The organism is Paraburkholderia unamae, assembly GCF_003096875.1.
Classification (GTDB): Bacteria; Pseudomonadota; Gammaproteobacteria; order Burkholderiales; family Burkholderiaceae; genus Paraburkholderia; species Paraburkholderia unamae.
Genome location: NZ_QEOB01000002.1, coordinates 426,429 through 441,539, shown reverse-complemented (window position 1 = coordinate 441,539; position 15,111 = coordinate 426,429). Strand labels below are relative to the sequence as shown.

The following is a 15,111-nucleotide window of genomic DNA, read 5'->3' as shown; positions in this document are numbered from 1 at the left end:
CGTGCGCGCGGCGAGAGCCTGTCGTTGAACCGTTGAAAAGGATCGTCCCATCATGAGTTCCAGCGTGAAGCCCTACCCCGACACCCAGATCTACATCGACGGCGCATGGCGCGCCGGCGCGAAGACGATTGCCGTGATCGACCCCGCGACCGAAGCGGAAATCGGCCGCCTGAGCCTCGCGAGCGAGCAGGACCTTTCCGATGCGGCCACCGCCGCCGAGCGCGCCTTCCGCGAATGGCGCAAGGTCTCGCCGCTCGAGCGCAGCAAGCTCATGCGCCGCGCGGCGCAACTGCTGCGCGATCGCGCGGACGACATCGCCGCGATCATGACGCGCGAACAGGGCAAGCCGTTTGGCGAAGCGAAGCTCGAAACGCTCGCGGGCGGCGACACGATCGACTGGTTCGCCGAAGAAGGCCGCCGCACCTATGGCCGCGTGATTCCGTCGCGTTCGGACGCCGTTCGCCAGATCGTCACGCGCGAGCCGGTGGGCCCGGTCGCCGCATTCACGCCGTGGAACTTCCCGCTCAACCAGGCTGTGCGCAAGGTGTCGGCCGCGCTTGCCTCGGGCTGTACCGTCGTGCTCAAGGGACCGGAAGAAACGCCGGCAAGCTGCGCCGAACTCGTGAAGGTGTTCGTCGACGCGGGCCTGCCTGCGGGCGTGCTGAACCTCGTGTTCGGCGTACCGGCCGAAGTCTCGTCGTACCTGATCGCACACCCCGCTATCCGCAAGATCTCGTTCACGGGCTCGACGCCGGTGGGCAAGCTGCTCGCCTCGAAGGCCGGCGAGCACATGAAGCGCGCCACGATGGAACTGGGCGGCCACGCCCCGGCCATCGTGTTCGCCGACGCCGATGTGCCGCGCGCCGCCAAGCTGCTCGCAAGCGCCAAGTTCCGCAACGCGGGCCAGGTGTGCATCTCGCCCACGCGCTTCATGGTGGAAGACGCCGCATACGACGAGTTCGTCGAGCATTTCGTCGCGACCACGCGCGCGATCAAGGTGGGCAACGGTCTGGAAGACGGCGTGCAAATGGGCCCGCTCGCCAACGACCGCCGCCTCGCCGCCATGGAACGCCTCGTGGCCGACGCGCGCGAACAAGGCGCGAAGGTGCTCACGGGTGGCGAGCGCGTGGGCCGCGAGGGCTACTTCTTCGCGCCGACCGTGCTGACCGATGTGCCGCTTTCCGCGCGCATCATGAACGAAGAGCCGTTCGGCCCGCTCGCGCCGATCTCGCGTTTCTCCAGCTACAAGGACGCGATCGTCGAAGCGAACCGCCTGCCCTACGGCCTCGCCGCGTATGCGTACACGAGTTCGAGCGCGACCTCGGCCGCGCTCTCCGACGACGTGGAAACCGGCATGCTGTCGATCAACCATCACGGCCTGGCCCTGCCGGAAACGCCGTTTGGCGGCGTGAAGGATTCGGGCTATGGCTCGGAAGGCGGCAGCGAAGCGATGGAAGCGTATCTCGTCACGAAGTTCGTTTCCGAGCATCGTTGATCGCTTCACGTTGAAAACGCGCGCGTTTCCCCGGCTCACGGCTCGGGAAGCGCGCGCGGATAGTGCGGCAAGCCGTCCGCGAGTTGCACCCAGGCCAGCTTTTGCGAAGTCCATGTGTGATGCTCGGGCGGTGCGTCGTCGGGACGATCGAGCGTGCCCGTGGCCACGTCGACTTCGCCCGCGAACGCCGCATGCCGGTACGTGAGCGGCGTGCCGCACGCGGGGCAGAAGGCCCGCTCCACACCGGGACTCGACGCATGCGTCTTCGTTGCACCCGCAACGATCTGGAACGCGTGCCACGGCACGCTGATCCAGCCGACGAACGGCGCCCCGGACGCGCGCCGGCAATCCACGCAATGACACACCGTGCTGCCGATCGGCGCAGCCGAAATCCGGTAGCGGACTTTTCCGCATAAACAGCCGCCAGTGAGCATCGCTCCCTCCATTGCGCAAGCGGACGTGCATTCATCGTATTCAAGGCTTTCAGCACTGTAAACCCAGACGATTTCACGCACTCGCGCAACGCGCATGGAATAGAACGCACTGAAGCGCTGTTGACGCCAGTAACGGCCCTCGGGCCATCGACTGGATCGATCATGCGTACCCTTGCACATCTTGCGCCGAGACTGACTCCTGCGTCGCACCGCGCGCCGCCCCCGGCGGGAGCACGACCATGAGCCGCGCCGCCCTCTGCGTGCCATGCCGGCTCGCGGCCATTGCGGCCGTGGTGGGCTGCGCGGGCGCCGCGTTCGCCTGGACCGCCGGCTGGCTCACGCCGAAGCGCCTGAGCGCGCCCCATATCATCAATACGTTCGAGTCGAACTACGGCGTGCACGCGGGCTACCGCCGCAATCACGCCAAAGGCCTGTGCGTGGAGGGCTGGTTCGAGAGCAACGGCAACGGCGCGAGCGTTTCGCGCGCTGCCGTGTTCGCGCCGGGCCGCACGCCCGTGATCGGACGCTTCGCGATTCCCGGCAGCAACCCCGCCGCGCCCGACGCGAGCACGCCCGTCCGCAGCATGGCGCTGCTATTCCAGTTGCAGGACGGCGAGCAATGGCGCACGGGTATGAATTCCACGCCGATCTTTGTCGTTCGCACCCCGAAGCAGTTCTATAACCAGCTCGTCGCCTCGAAGCCCGACCCGGCCACGGGCAAGCCCGACCCCGCGAAGCTCGACGCCTTCTTCCAGGCGAACCCGGAAACACTGCCGTTTCGCAACTGGGTCAAGGCGCATCCGCCCGCCTCCAGCCTCGCGAACACGGGGTTCTACAGCATCAACGCATTCCTTGCGACCAATGCCGCCGGGCAGACCCGCGCCGTGCGCTGGCAGACCGTGCCGGAGGTCGCCTATGCGCCGCAAACGGCAGGGCAAAAAGCCGACCCGAACTTTCTCGCCGACGACCTCAATGCACGCCTCGCGGCGGGCCCGTTGCGCTGGCGTCTCGTGCTCACGGTCGCCGCACCCGGCGACCCCACGAACGACGCCACGCAGCAATGGCCGGCCGAGCGCCAGCAGATCGACGCGGGCACGCTCGTGCTGCACCACGCCGAACCGCAAAGCAACGGCATGTGCCGCGACGTGAACTACGACCCGACGATCCTGCCCGAAGGCCTCAAGCCTTCCGACGATCCGTTGCTCGCCGCACGTTCCGCAGCCTATTCCGTATCGTTCAACCGGCGCACGCGCGAGGAAGCCGCTCAGCCGGGACTCGCGCAAACGCATGGAGACGCCCAGCCATGAAGCAACAAGGTCAACACTTCGGCGCGCTCCAGCGCCTCTTGCACTGGTCGATGGCAGTCCTGATCGTCACGATGCTGTTCGTGGGCGTGGGAATGGTATCGACGGTTTCGCGGCTGCACGAGAGCCTGATCGCGCTGCACCGGCCGCTGGGCATCGCGTTGCTCGCGCTCGTGATCATGCGTCTCGTCGTGCGGCTCACGCGCGGCGCGCCGCCCTTGCCCGCCGATCTGCCGGTGTGGCAACGCCTCGGTGCGCATGCCTCGCACCTCGCGCTCTATGCATTGATGATCGCGATGCCGTTGATCGGCTGGTCGATGCTGTCCGCCGGCGGCTATCCTGTCGTGATGTTCGGCGGCGTGCATCTGCCGCCCATCGTGCCGCACGACGTCACGCTCTATGCGTGGCTGCGCGCCGCACACACGTGGCTCGCCATGGCGCTTTATGCGACCGTGCTGCTGCACCTTGCGGCCGCGCTCTTTCACGCGCTCATCCGGCGTGACGGTGTGCTCGCCAGCATGGCGCGCGGCGAGGCGCGCGGTTGAAACGAAGTTAAAGCGGGCCGACTGCGCACAGCGTGCGCGGTCGGCCCCTTCACGAAACAAGCGTGACTCAGACGTGAAGATCGCGCCCCGCAACGGGCGGCACGGGCGGCTCCATGAGTTCCTGGAGCAGCGCATCGCGCGCGCTTCTCCTGCGCACCCACAGCGCCGTGAGAATCGGCACGAGAATCGCGGTCACGAGGCAGGCGGTGGCGACCATGGCCGTCGCTGCCGGCACGAGCGGCTTGAAGCTCGGAATCATCTCGCCGATGATGGCCGGATTCGCAACCGCGGCGCCCGCCGTGGACGACGCCGCGAGCCCCGCCGCGCCATTGCCGCCCGCGATCCAGCGGTCCGCGAGAATCAGCGGAATGCCGGTGACGACGATCACGCCGAGCCCGAGCACCACGCCCGAGAAGCCGCTCGCCACGATCACGTTCAGGTCGATGCCGTTGCCAAGCGCGAAGCCGAAAAACGGAATCAGCGGGTGCACGCAGCGCCCGAACAACTCGCGCAGATCGTGGTCGAGATTGCCCAGCACAAACCCCACGAGAAACGGCAGCACCGCGCCGACGAACAGTCGCGGCTCGAAGAAGGCCACGCCCGTCGCGCCGAGAATGATCATGCTGACAAGCGGCCCCGATTCGACCGACATCAGCACGAACGCGCCCGCCTCTTCTTTCGTGCCGTACTGCTGCATCACGGCTGCGTAGAGACCGCCGTTGGTCATGTCCATCGAGGTCGTGATGGCGAGCACCGAGAGTCCGGCGAAGAGGCCGGTCTTGATGCCGTCCACGGGAATGAAACGCGCGGCGATCAGGGTGGCGATCCACGCCACGATCATCTTCGTGACGAGCAGCGTGCCGGACTTGCGCAGCACCGTGCCGGTCGCGCGCAGGTCGATGGTCGCGCCCATGCAGAAGAACCACACCGCGAGAATCGGCACGGTGCCGGCGATCAATCCATTGGTGAACGAACCAAAGTACTTGCCGGCGCCCGGCGCGAACGTATGAACGCACGCGCCCAGCAGCAGCGGCACCAGCATCAGGCCGCCTGGTATGCGGTCTATGGCCTTCTTCAGCTTCATGCCTCCTCCTTGGACTACGCATCCGGTGGCCGGATCGGCACGCTGGTGCGTCCGGCTTTTTCTCGGGTCTCCCTTTTCGGAACAGAATAGCAGCGTGAAAGGAACGTCGTTCCGATTTTTAAGTGTGAAATCGTCAACGTTTACCCGCGACCGATCCACTATGTGGGCAGATCCCTTGCCAAGCTGACTTGGGCGGCGCAACATTTCCGGACCGATGTTCCGAAAACGATAATCTGCACTATAGTCCACGAGAAACGGTGCGCCGCCCATCCGACGGAGACATGCATGGAAGTCAGACAAAGCGTCAACAGCGAATACGCGAAAACACTCGACACTGCGGGCCTGCGCCGCGAATTCCTGATCGAGCAGGTGTTCGAACCCGACGCGCTCACGCTCACTTACAGTCACGTGGACCGCATCATCGTGGGCGGCGCGTTCCCGGCCACGCGCGCGGTCGAAGTGCCCGCCACGCTCGGCAAGTCGATCGGCGTGGGCTATCTGCTGGAGCGGCGCGAACTGGGCGCGATCAATATCGGCGGCGACGGCTGGGTGGACGTGGACGGCGTGCGCCATACGGTGCGCAACGAGGAGGCGATCTATATCGGCAAAGGTGCGCAGGCCGTGGCGTTCGGCAGCGACGACGCGGCGCGCCCCGCCAGGTTCTATCTCAACTGCGCGCCCGCGCACACCACGTATCCCACGCGCACCATTTCGCTCTCCGAAGCATCGCCGCAAACGCTCGGCGACGCCGCCACCAGCAATCGCCGCACGATCCACAAGTTCATCGTGCCCGAGGTCCTGCCCACCTGCCAGCTTTCGATGGGCATGACGAAGCTGGAACCCGGCAGCCTCTGGAACACCATGCCGTGCCACACGCACGAACGGCGCATGGAGGTGTACTTCTACTTCAACGTGGCCGAAGACGCCGCTGTCTTCCACATGATGGGCGAGCCGCATGAAACGCGGCACATTCTCGTGCACAACGAGCAGGCCGTGATCTCGCCGAGCTGGTCGATCCATTCGGGCGTCGGCACGCGCGCCTATACGTTCATCTGGGGCATGGTCGGCGAAAACCAGGTGTTCGGCGACATGGACCATCTCGCCGTGCGCGAACTGCGCTGAGCGCGCATTCCGGTCGCGAAGGTTCGTATCGGAAACCAGGAAACATTTCATATCGGCACAAGCTGGCACAAGCCGGCACACACCGGCACGCATCGACAGGGGGCCGCCCGCTCATGGCATTCAGCACGTTCAATCCGTTCGATCTCAGCGGCAAGGTCGCGATCGTCACCGGCAGCAATACGGGCCTGGGTGCGGGCATGGCGCTCGCGCTCGCGCAGGCCGGTTGCGACATCGTCGGCGTCTGCCGGGCTGATCCCGGCGAGACGCCCGCGCGCGTCGAGGCCGCCGGGCGCCGCTTCGTTGAGGTGCGCGCCGACCTCTCCTCGGTTGCAGCGGTGGACGATATCGTGGGCGCGGCCGTCGAGGCATGCGGGCGGCTCGACATCCTCGTGAACAACGCGGGCATCATCCGCCGCGACGACGCCCTGACGTTCGGCGAGGACGACTGGGACGCCGTCATGGACGTGAACCTCAAAAGCGTGTTCTTTCTCGCCCAGGCCGCCGCGCGCCGCTTCGTGGCGCAGGGCGGCGGCGGCAAGATCATCAACATCGCGTCGATGCTGTCGTTTCAGGGCGGGATTCGCGTGGCCTCGTACACGGCCTCGAAAAGCGGCGTGCTCGGCCTCACGCGCTTGCTTGCGAACGAATGGGCCGCACACGGCGTGAACGTCAACGCGATCGCGCCCGGTTACATGGCGACGGCGAACACGGCCGCATTGCGCGACGACGCACAGCGCAACGGCGAGATCCTCAGCCGCATTCCCGCGGGCCGCTGGGGCGCACCGGACGATCTCGCCGGTCCCGTGGTGTTTCTCGCGTCGGCGGCCTCGGACTATGTGCACGGCCACACGCTCGCCGTGGACGGCGGCTGGCTTGCGCGCTAGCGCACGCGGCGCGCGCCGGACGCGGTATGCTCCCGTTAGATATCGATACGGACCGGAAACAATGGCGGCAACGTTGGAAAAAGCGGCAGTGAAGGCAGGTAAAGCAGCAGGTAACGCAGCAAATAAGGCGGCAGATAAAGCGACAGGCAAGGCGCGGCGTGCCGCGCAGGAGCACGCAATGAACGAAACGGACTGCGGCACGGAAAAAGGCGAATCGGCCTCGTCAATCGGCCGTGTGTTCGCGATCCTCGGCGCGCTCGGCGAAAAGGGGCCGGTCGGCATCAGCGAGCTGTCGCAGCGCCTCGCGCTCTCCAAGACCACCGTGCACCGCGTGCTGCAAACGCTCAAGGCGCTGGGCTATGTCGCGCAGGAAGTCGAGACCGACCGCTATCGTCTGACGATCCGGCTGTTCGAGCTTGGCGCGAAGGCGCTGGAGAACGTCGACCTCGTGCGCGAGGCCGACCTCGAAATGCGCCATATCGCGCAGGCCACGCGCGAAGCGGTCCACCTCGGCGCGTTCGACGAGGACGCGATCATCTACATCCACAAGATCGACTGCGACTACGGCTTGCGCATGCAGTCGCGTATCGGCCGGCGCAATCCGCTGCACAGCACCGCGATCGGCAAGGTGCTGCTCGCCTTCATGCCGCCCGCCGACGCGCAGGAAACGCTGTCCCATGTGGAATTCCGCAAATCGACGCAAAAAACGCTGTCCTCCGCCGATGCGGTGCTGAGCATTCTCCCGCACGTGCGCGAGCAGGGTTTCGGCGAGGATAACGAGGAGCAGGAAGAAGGTTTGCAGTGCCTGGCAGTGCCGGTGTTCGATCGCTTCGGACATGTGATCGCCGGGCTGTCGATTTCGTTTCCGACCATGCGCTGCGGCGCCGACACGAAGGCGCACTACGTCGCGCTGCTCAAGCGCGCGGGCGCGGCCATCTCGGCGCGGCTGGGTTATCGCGAGCCGGCCGCGCACGAACATGCGCCCGCAGAGCCAGGTTAGCCTGCCTGGCCTGGCGTGGCGGGCGTGGCAGTCTGCCAGCCCAGGCCCAGGCTTTTCTGCAACGACACGAAGTCCTTGAGCAAATCGGCCTGGCCCGACACCACGTTCTGCCGCGCGAGAAACTCCGTACGCTGCGTGTCGAGCAGATCGACGAGGCTCGACGCCCCCGCGCGATAGCGCTGGCGCATGAGCGTGGCCGAACGCTCGGCGGACGTCTGCACTTTCTGCAACGTGACCAGATGCTCGCGCTGATAGCCATAGCGCGAGAGCGATGCGTTCGCGTCCTGTAGCGCGGCGAGCACGGCTTTTTCGTAGCGTGCCTCGGCTTCGTCGCGCGAGGCTTGCGCCCCGTGCACCGCGCCCAGCGTGCGGCCAAAGTCGAACAGATTCCACTGAAGGTACGGGACGCCCACCCAGCTGAAATTGCTCTTGCGGAACAGGTGCCCCGGCTGCGCGGCGGAAAAGCCGAGATCGCCGAACAGCGTGAGCTTGGGCAGGAAATCCGCGACATGCTCGCCGATCTGCGCGTTGCTCGAAGCAAGACGCCGTTCCGCCGCGCGGATGTCGGGGCGTTGCGCGAGCATCGTGGTGGGGTCGGTCACGCTCACGCTCGCGGGCAGCGCGGGCAGCGGCTGCGCCGTGGCAAGCTGCGCGTCGAGCGCGCCCGGCGCCTGGCCGGTGAGCACCGCGAGCTGGTCCAGCGAAATCTCCACCTGCGCCGCGAGCGGCGTGATCGTAGAGCGCGTGTTTTCCACCTGCGTGGTGAGACGCTCTACGTCCACCTCGGCCGCGGTGCCGCCCGCGCGGCGCTGCTCGGTGAGCGTGAGCATCTCCTGTTGCAGGTCGGCCGTGCGCTGCGCGATCGCGAGGCGCTGTTGTTCGTCGCGCAGGTCGATGTAGGCCTGCGCCACCTCGGCGGCGAGCGATACCTGGGTGTCCGCAAGATCGGCGTCGACGGCGTCGGCTTCGTCGCTGGCCGCCTCCACCGCGCGGCGCGTGCCGCCGAACAAATCGATCTCCCACGATGCGTCGAAGCCCGCCGTATAGAACGTGATCGGCCCGCGCCCCGACGACGTGCTCTGGCTCCCGCCACTGCTCTGGTCCTGCCCCGAACTGCCGCTCGACGACGAGAAGCTGCTCAGGTTGGGCTGGCGCATGCGGATCGCGGCGGCGCTCGCGCCGATCTTCGGCAGTTCGGCGGCGCGCTGCTGTTGCAGTTGTGCGCGCGATGCGCGCAGCCGCGCCTGTGCGGCACGCAAATCGGGATTGTGCGCGAGCGCCGCGTCGATCAGCGCATTGAGTTGCGGGTCGTTCAAGGCGAGCCACCACTGGCTCGGCGCATGCATGGGCGTCACGCCCTGCGCGGGCGTGCGCACGAACGAGGCGGCGCTCGCCGCTTCGGGCGCAACAGCCGGGGCGCCGCGATAGTCGGGGCCCACGGTGCAGGCGGCCAGCGCACAGGCGGCCGCCAGCACGCTCAGCGTGGCGGAAGGAAATCGGAGGTAACGGGTTGCCGTCATGTGTCAGGAGTAATCTTTAGTGGCCGGCCGACGGCGCCTGCGCGCCGGGCTCCGGCTTCTTGAGCAGAAGCGCGAGCGGCACGCACGCCGCGAGCGCGATGCCGAGCACCCAGAATGTTTCGGAGAACGTGATAACCATCGCCTGCTGCTGGATCTGCGCGGCGATCTGGCCGAGCGAGCGCATCTGCGAGTACGCCATGTCGCCCGTTTGCGCAAACCAGTTGGCCGCCCCCGCCGCCACGCGCTCCTGGCCAATGAGCGAATTGCCGCTGATCGATTCGCGCAGCACCGCCGTATGGAAAGTCTCGCGCCGGTCGATGAGCGTGCCGATGATCGCCAGCCCGACCGACCCGCCCAGGTTGCGCGCCATGTTGTAGAGCCCGGCCGCGTCGCCGGAATCCTCGCGCGAGACGGCGGCCATGGAAGCCTGGTTGAGCGGCATCATCGCCAGCATTTGCGCCACGCCGCGCACGAGCTGCGACCAGACGAAATCGTGGCCTACGCTTTGCGCCGTGAGCGAGATGTCGAGCATGCAACTGAGCGTGAAGAGCAACAAGCCGGACACCACCAGCACGCGAAAATCCACCTTGCCGAGCAGGCGCGGCAAGATCGGCATCACGAGAAACGCGGGCAACCCGGAGAGCAGCATGATCGCGCCCGCCTGCTCGGCGTTGTAGCCGGCAATGAGGCTCAGGAACTGCGGCAGCAGGTAAGAGATGCCGTAAAGCCCCGCCCCCACCGCGAACACGATGACGATCACGCTCGCATAGCGCGGGTTGCGCATGAGCGAAAGACGCAGGATGGGCTTCTTCGCGGTGAACTGCGAAAGCGCAATGAGCGCCATGCCCGCGAGCGACACCCATGTGAGCATGACGATGTAGTGCGACTCGAACCAGCGTTCGCGCTGCCCTTCCTCCAGCACGACGGTCAGCGAGCTCAGGCCCACCGCCAGACCGGTAATGCCGAGCCAGTCGGCTTTGAAGAAGGCCTCCCAGTGCGGACGGTCGGGTTCGAGCCCGACGATCAGCAGCGTGATGAGCGCGAGACACACGGGCAGGTTGATGAAGAAGCACCAGCTCCAGCTGATGTTTTCCGCGAGCCAGCCGCCGACCACGGGCCCGAGCAGCGGGCCGAGCAGCACGATCAGGCCGAACACGGTCATGCCCACGGGCAACTGCGAGAGCGGCAGGCGCGTGCGGATGATGGTCTGCCCCGTGGGGATCATCGCGCCGCCCGTGAAGCCCTGGCCGATACGTCCGGCGATCATCATGCCAAGCGAGCTGGACCAGCCGCACATCATCGAAAAGCCGATGAAAAGCGCCGAGTTCGCGAGCAGGAAATTTCGCAGTCCGAACACCCGCGTGAGCCAGGCGGCGAGCGGAATCATCACGATCTCGGACATCAGGTAGCCCGTGGAGATCCACGTGCCCTCGGTGCCCGTCGCGCCAATCTCGCCCTGGATCTGCGGCAGCGCCGAGTTCGTGATCGAGATGTCGAGCGTCGCCATCAGCGCGCCGAGCGCGCCCGCCGCGACGGCCACCCAGTCGGCCACGCTCGCGCGCTCACCATGAGGATGCGGCACGGCCGCCTCAGCCATGGTGGTTCTCTTGTTCGATGCGGCGGTCGTCCTCGCGCGCCGAACGCGTGTCGACATCGACCGTCACCGACATGCCCGGCAACAGCACGCTGCGCGTCTCGGGCCCGGTGTCGAGGCGAATGCGCACCGGCACGCGCTGCACGATCTTCGTGAAGTTGCCGGTGGCGTTCTCGGGCGGCAGCAGCGCGAACTGCGCGCCGGTGCCTGGCGAGAAACTGTCCACCACGCCGTGCAGCGTATGGCCGGGCAGCGCGTCGACGTGAAGCTCCACGGGCTGACCCGCGCGCATGCGGCCGATCTGCGTTTCCTTGAAGTTCGCCGTGAGATAGGTGCTCTGCACCGGCACGACAGTCAGCATGCGCGTGCCCGGCTGCACGTACTGGCCCACGCGCACGGTGCGGTCGCCCACGCGGCCCGCGAGCGCGCTTTTTACCACGGTGTTGTCGAGGTCGAGCTGGGACTGCGCGGCGTTCGCCCGCGCGGCTTCGAGCTGCGCGCGCGCCTGGGAAAGCTGCGCATCGAGCGCGGCGATCTGCGAGCGCGAGGAAATCACGGCGGCCGCGTCGGCGGCGAGCGTGGCCTGGGCCTTGTCGCGATTGCTCTTGAGTTCGGCGAGACGCTCGGTCGTTTCCGCGCCGCTGGCCGCGAGCGGCGTGTAGCGCGCCACCTCGTCGTTCGCGTGGCGCAGGCTCACTTGCGCCACTTGCTGCTGCGCCTCGGCCTGCGCGACGTTCGCGTGCTGCTGCTCGATTTGCGCCTGCGCGTGCTCGATGTCCGCCGTGCGCGCGTCCACCGTTGCGCGCGCCTGGTCGAGCGCCACCTGGTACTGGCGCGCGTCGAGCTTCACAAGCGGGTCGCCCGCCTTCACGGCCTGGTTGTCGGCCACGTAGACGTCCGTCACATAGCCGCTCACCTTGGGCGCGATCGTCACGCTGTCGGCTTGCAGATAGGCGTCGTCGGTCGATTCGATGAAGCGGCCGACGAGCCACCAGCGCCCGAGCCAGAGCGAAGCGGCGACAAGCGCCACAAGGCCCAGCAGGATCAGGAGGGTTCGTTTCGCCCCGCGCCGCTCGGGCGCGGCGGCGGCGTCCGGCACTTCGCGCCCAGGCGCGCCAGCAGTCGTAGACATGTCGTCGTTATCTCAATTTATTCCAGTCGGCAAAATTATTCCATTTGGAAAAATTGTGTCAAGTGTTATATTTCGCGACAGCGAAGAAAGGAAACACATGAGCGAAGGAAAGAGACTGCGGCGGCCGTCCGAAGGCGGCTATGCACGCGGGGACGAGACACGCCGCAAGATCATCGAGGCGGCCATTGCCCTGTTCGGACAGCACGGCTTCGACGGCGCGTCCACGCGCGACATCGCCGCGCGCGCGGGCGTCAACGCGCCGGCGTTGCAGTACTACTTCGAGAACAAGGAAGGCCTCTATCGCGCGTGCGCCGAGTGGATCGCCGACGAGTCGTGGCAGGCATTCGAGCCGGCGGTGCAACGCGCGCGCGCGGCACTCTCGGACAACAGGGACACCGAAGCGCTGATCGACGCGTTCATCGACATCCAGTCGGCCGTGGCCGATCGCAGCTTCGTCAAGCGCCACGAGCCGGACCAGCGGCTCTTTTTCGCGCGCGAACAAGGCGGCGGCGAGCCCGAAATCGGCTCGGAGGTTCTGCGCGAGCGCGTACGCACGCCGCTCAACGAGATCAACGTCCAGTTGCTCGAACGCATCACCGGCATGCCCGCGCACGACCAGCTCACCGTCGTGCGCATGTTCAGCCTGTACGGGCAGTTTCTGCTGTTCTTCATTGCGCGCGGCTCGACGCTTGCGATGCTCCAATGGGACGACATCGATGCGGAAAAGGCCGAGTTTCTGAAAGCCAGTGTCGCGGACCAGACGCGCGTGCTGCTGCGCCACTGGAACCGCGAGCGCGACGCGCACAATCAATCAAGATAACTAAGCATTGTTCGGGCGGCCGGCATGATCCGCGCGCCCGTCTTGCAGGTGCTGCGCTACCCGCCGCAGCGTGCTAATGTTCGGGGTTCCCGTCACTGCCGGAGCCCCCGTCATGTCGCCCCTCGCCGCTGTCGCCAGCATTCTCCTCGCCGTTCTGCTCGGGGCCATGAGCCCCGGCCCGAGTTTCGTGCTGGTCGCGCGCAACTCGATTGGCCTCTCGCGCCAGGACGGCGTGGCCACCGCGCTCGGCATGGGCACCGGCGCGATCTGCTTTGCCGGCATCGCGCTCGCCGGGCTCTATACCGTGCTCGCCACCGTGGCATGGCTGTATGCGGCGCTGAAGATCGCCGGCGGCGCCTATTTGCTCTATATCGCTTCGCGCATCTGGCGCGGCGCGGGCGCGCCCGTCACCGTGAGCCACACGGCAACGGCGGGCGAGCGCCCCGGCCGGTCGTACTGGAGCGGCCTCACCACCCAGTTGAGCAACCCGAAAACGGCCATCGCCTACGGCGGCATTTTCGTGGCGCTCCTGCCGCAGCACCCGCCCCTCTGGTGCTACTTCGCCCTGCCGCCGCTCGTGTTCGTGATCGAAACGGGCTGGTACACGGTGGTGGCGCTGTGTTTTTCGAGCCAGCGCCCGCGCGATCTCTACCTGCGCGCCAAGAGTTGGATCGACCGCATCGCGGCGGGCGCCATCGCGGCGCTCGGCTTGCGGCTCATCATCGGCGCGGGTCACCGCGGGATCTGAACCCAACCCGGTCAGACTGAGCTGACCGGCTCGCGGCGCGGCCCTGCCGCCGCGCCGCCCCGAAGTTTTTTCGCATTTTCGTGGGCAGGCGCTTGACAATCTATCTTCCAGTAGATAAATTGGAGCCCATGGAAACGAAGTCGACAGTGCGGGAGCAGATTCTCGACCACGCCATCACACTCATGATGCTGCGCGGGTACAACGGTTTCAGCTATCGCGATCTGTCCGAGCTGGTGGGCGTGAAAACGTCGAGCATTCACTACTACTTCCCGTCGAAAGACGACCTCGTGCTGGAAGCGGTGAACCAGTACAGCAGCGAGGTCATGGCGGGATTGCAGTCGATCGACGCAGCGCTGCCCGCGGGCGAAAAGCTGGCGACGTACACGCGGCTGTTCGGCAAGACGCTGGGCGACGGCGATCAGATCTGTCTGTGCGGCATGCTGGCCGCCGACATCGAGTCGCTGCCCGAAAGCGTGCGAGAAGCGGTGCAGGCGTTCTTCCGCGCCAACGAAAGCTGGCTGGCCGCCGTGCTGGCCCAGGGCGCGAAGGAAGGCACGCTGGTGGTGAAGGGCAAGCCCGAGAGCGCGGGCCGCACGTTGTTCGCGGCGTTGCAGGGCAGCGTGCTCGCCAGCCGGTTGTTCCATACGAAGTCGCGCCTTGAAGATGTCGAAGCCATGTGGCGCGTGGCTCACTGAAAGATCGAAGCGATTCGAAGCCCGCAAGCCGGGGCGGCCCGCCGCCCCATTTATTGCGCAGTTTTATCTATCTTCTGATAGATAGTTGAAGAAAGGAGCATCATGAACATGCTTCTCCGACCGGAAATCTATCTGACGCCAGGTAGGCTGAAAAAGTTGACGATCGTGAATTCGCAAGCCCTGATTTTTTGCTGGACCCTGGTGCACAGGGTTGTCGCCATGCACCGCTAAATTGAAAGCCGTACTGAGCCGTACCTTCAACCCAACGTCTTTGCTCACTAAGGAACCCATCATGTCGATCGAAAAAGTCCTCTACCGTGCAGAAGCCAACGTCACCGGCGGCCGCGACGGCCGCGCCGTGATCCCCGCCAGCAACCTGGACCTCAAGCTGACCACGCCGCGCGAACTGGGCGGCGCAGGTGGCGACGGCACGAACCCCGAGCAGTTGTTCGCCGCGGGCTACAGCGCATGTTTTATCGGCGCGATGAAGTTCGTCTCGGCGCGCGACAAGATCGCCCTGCCCGCCGATCTCTCGATCACCGGCAACGTGGGCATCGGCCAGATTCCGAATGGCTTCGGCATTGAAGTCGAGCTGAAGATCTCGCTGCCCGGCATGGACCGCGCGGCCGCCCAGGCGCTCGTCGACAAGGCCCACATCGTGTGCCCGTACTCGAACGCCACGCGCGGCAACATCGACGTGACGCTCACGATCGTTTAAGGCGCAGGCTCCACGA

The 15,111-nt window shown here is 66.3% G+C and carries 15 protein-coding genes; 10 read left to right on the top strand and 5 right to left on the bottom strand.

The features are described from left to right. The first annotated feature begins 52 nt into the window (after window positions 1-52). Entirely contained in the window at window positions 53-1,495 is a 1,443-nt protein-coding gene (locus tag C7402_RS05970; RefSeq protein ID WP_116609955.1) for an NAD-dependent succinate-semialdehyde dehydrogenase, read from the top strand. Between the two features lie 35 nt (window positions 1,496-1,530). Here the strand turns inward: C7402_RS05970 and C7402_RS05965 are convergent, their stop codons facing one another. Continuing rightward, on the bottom strand, window positions 1,531-1,929 hold the full coding sequence (locus C7402_RS05965) for a GFA family protein (protein ID WP_116609954.1): 399 nt from the start codon (window positions 1,927-1,929) through the stop codon (window positions 1,531-1,533). A gap of 239 nt (window positions 1,930-2,168) precedes the next feature. Between C7402_RS05965 and C7402_RS05960 the strand changes: the two genes are divergently transcribed. Both C7402_RS05960 and C7402_RS05955 read left to right on the top strand, forming a co-directional pair. Beyond that, a complete protein-coding gene (locus C7402_RS05960) occupies window positions 2,169-3,236 on the top strand; it encodes a catalase family peroxidase (protein ID WP_116609953.1) in 1,068 nt (355 codons plus the stop codon). After that, the gene (locus C7402_RS05955; RefSeq protein ID WP_116609952.1) at window positions 3,233-3,778 is read left to right on the top strand and encodes a cytochrome b; all 546 of its coding nucleotides are present in this window, start codon (window positions 3,233-3,235) and stop codon (window positions 3,776-3,778) included. Before C7402_RS05960 ends, C7402_RS05955 begins: the two co-directional genes overlap by 4 nt. A 67-nt stretch (window positions 3,779-3,845) precedes the next feature. On the opposite strand, the gene kdgT is transcribed toward C7402_RS05955, so the two are convergent. Beyond that, on the bottom strand, window positions 3,846-4,862 hold the full coding sequence (kdgT, locus tag C7402_RS05950; RefSeq protein ID WP_116609951.1) for a 2-keto-3-deoxygluconate transporter: 1,017 nt from the start codon (window positions 4,860-4,862) through the stop codon (window positions 3,846-3,848). Between the two features lie 285 nt (window positions 4,863-5,147). On the opposite strand from kdgT, the gene kduI reads away from it, so the two are divergent. The 3 genes from kduI to kdgR all read left to right on the top strand — a co-directional run bounded on the left by kduI (window position 5,148) and on the right by kdgR (window position 7,868). Next, a complete protein-coding gene (gene kduI / locus C7402_RS05945; protein WP_116609950.1) occupies window positions 5,148-5,984 on the top strand; it encodes a 5-dehydro-4-deoxy-D-glucuronate isomerase in 837 nt (278 codons plus the stop codon). 113 nt (window positions 5,985-6,097) lie between these two features. After that, window positions 6,098-6,868: a 2-dehydro-3-deoxy-D-gluconate 5-dehydrogenase KduD gene (kduD, locus tag C7402_RS05940; RefSeq protein ID WP_116609949.1), complete on the top strand. Its 771-nt coding sequence runs from the start codon at window positions 6,098-6,100 to the stop codon at window positions 6,866-6,868. A 178-nt stretch (window positions 6,869-7,046) separates the two neighbouring features. Further along, a complete protein-coding gene (gene kdgR / locus C7402_RS05935; RefSeq protein WP_112169367.1) occupies window positions 7,047-7,868 on the top strand; it encodes a DNA-binding transcriptional regulator KdgR in 822 nt (273 codons plus the stop codon). Here kdgR and C7402_RS05930 read toward each other — a convergent pair. Genes C7402_RS05930 through C7402_RS05920 form a run of 3 tightly spaced genes read right to left on the bottom strand, consistent with a single transcriptional unit; the run spans window position 7,865 to window position 12,114 of the window. After that, window positions 7,865-9,388 (bottom strand): efflux transporter outer membrane subunit, encoded by a 1,524-nt coding sequence (locus tag C7402_RS05930; protein WP_116609948.1) that lies wholly within the window; start codon window positions 9,386-9,388, stop codon window positions 7,865-7,867. The two genes, kdgR and C7402_RS05930, sit on opposite strands and share 4 nt — an antisense overlap. 16 nt (window positions 9,389-9,404) lie before the next feature. Continuing rightward, window positions 9,405-10,985, bottom strand: coding sequence for an MDR family MFS transporter (locus C7402_RS05925; RefSeq protein WP_116609947.1), 1,581 nt, complete (start codon window positions 10,983-10,985; stop codon window positions 9,405-9,407). Further along, on the bottom strand, window positions 10,978-12,114 hold the full coding sequence (locus tag C7402_RS05920; RefSeq protein WP_112169373.1) for an HlyD family secretion protein: 1,137 nt from the start codon (window positions 12,112-12,114) through the stop codon (window positions 10,978-10,980). The genes C7402_RS05925 and C7402_RS05920 overlap by 8 nt, the downstream gene beginning before the upstream one ends. Window positions 12,115-12,211: 97 nt before the next feature. Between C7402_RS05920 and C7402_RS05915 the strand changes: the two genes are divergently transcribed. From C7402_RS05915 to C7402_RS05900, 4 genes are all read left to right on the top strand, one after another. Next, on the top strand, window positions 12,212-12,934 hold the full coding sequence (locus tag C7402_RS05915; RefSeq protein WP_112169375.1) for a CerR family C-terminal domain-containing protein: 723 nt from the start codon (window positions 12,212-12,214) through the stop codon (window positions 12,932-12,934). Window positions 12,935-13,046: 112 nt separating this feature from the next. Next, window positions 13,047-13,682 carry a LysE family translocator gene (locus C7402_RS05910; protein ID WP_116609946.1) on the top strand — a complete coding sequence of 212 codons (636 nt, stop codon included), beginning with the start codon at window positions 13,047-13,049 and terminating at the stop codon, window positions 13,680-13,682. 128 nt (window positions 13,683-13,810) lie between these two features. Then, entirely contained in the window at window positions 13,811-14,377 is a 567-nt protein-coding gene (locus C7402_RS05905; RefSeq protein WP_112169379.1) for a TetR/AcrR family transcriptional regulator, read from the top strand. A gap of 292 nt (window positions 14,378-14,669) precedes the next feature. After that, complete coding sequence (locus C7402_RS05900; RefSeq protein WP_112169381.1) at window positions 14,670-15,095, top strand: organic hydroperoxide resistance protein; 426 nt, start codon at window positions 14,670-14,672, stop codon at window positions 15,093-15,095. The last annotated feature ends 16 nt before the right edge of the window (window positions 15,096-15,111 follow it).

Coding starts and splice junctions, on each gene's coding strand:
- C7402_RS05970 (WP_116609955.1), top strand. CDS start 53: ATGAGTTCCAGCGTGAAGCCCTACCCCGACACCCAGATCTACATCGAC.
- C7402_RS05965 (WP_116609954.1), bottom strand. CDS start 1,929: ATGCTCACTGGCGGCTGTTTATGCGGAAAAGTCCGCTACCGGATTTCG.
- C7402_RS05960 (WP_116609953.1), top strand. CDS start 2,169: ATGAGCCGCGCCGCCCTCTGCGTGCCATGCCGGCTCGCGGCCATTGCG.
- C7402_RS05955 (WP_116609952.1), top strand. CDS start 3,233: ATGAAGCAACAAGGTCAACACTTCGGCGCGCTCCAGCGCCTCTTGCAC.
- kdgT (WP_116609951.1), bottom strand. CDS start 4,862: ATGAAGCTGAAGAAGGCCATAGACCGCATACCAGGCGGCCTGATGCTG.
- kduI (WP_116609950.1), top strand. CDS start 5,148: ATGGAAGTCAGACAAAGCGTCAACAGCGAATACGCGAAAACACTCGAC.
- kduD (WP_116609949.1), top strand. CDS start 6,098: ATGGCATTCAGCACGTTCAATCCGTTCGATCTCAGCGGCAAGGTCGCG.
- kdgR (WP_112169367.1), top strand. CDS start 7,047: ATGAACGAAACGGACTGCGGCACGGAAAAAGGCGAATCGGCCTCGTCA.
- C7402_RS05930 (WP_116609948.1), bottom strand. CDS start 9,388: ATGACGGCAACCCGTTACCTCCGATTTCCTTCCGCCACGCTGAGCGTG.
- C7402_RS05925 (WP_116609947.1), bottom strand. CDS start 10,985: ATGGCTGAGGCGGCCGTGCCGCATCCTCATGGTGAGCGCGCGAGCGTG.
- C7402_RS05920 (WP_112169373.1), bottom strand. CDS start 12,114: ATGTCTACGACTGCTGGCGCGCCTGGGCGCGAAGTGCCGGACGCCGCC.
- C7402_RS05915 (WP_112169375.1), top strand. CDS start 12,212: ATGAGCGAAGGAAAGAGACTGCGGCGGCCGTCCGAAGGCGGCTATGCA.
- C7402_RS05910 (WP_116609946.1), top strand. CDS start 13,047: ATGTCGCCCCTCGCCGCTGTCGCCAGCATTCTCCTCGCCGTTCTGCTC.
- C7402_RS05905 (WP_112169379.1), top strand. CDS start 13,811: ATGGAAACGAAGTCGACAGTGCGGGAGCAGATTCTCGACCACGCCATC.
- C7402_RS05900 (WP_112169381.1), top strand. CDS start 14,670: ATGTCGATCGAAAAAGTCCTCTACCGTGCAGAAGCCAACGTCACCGGC.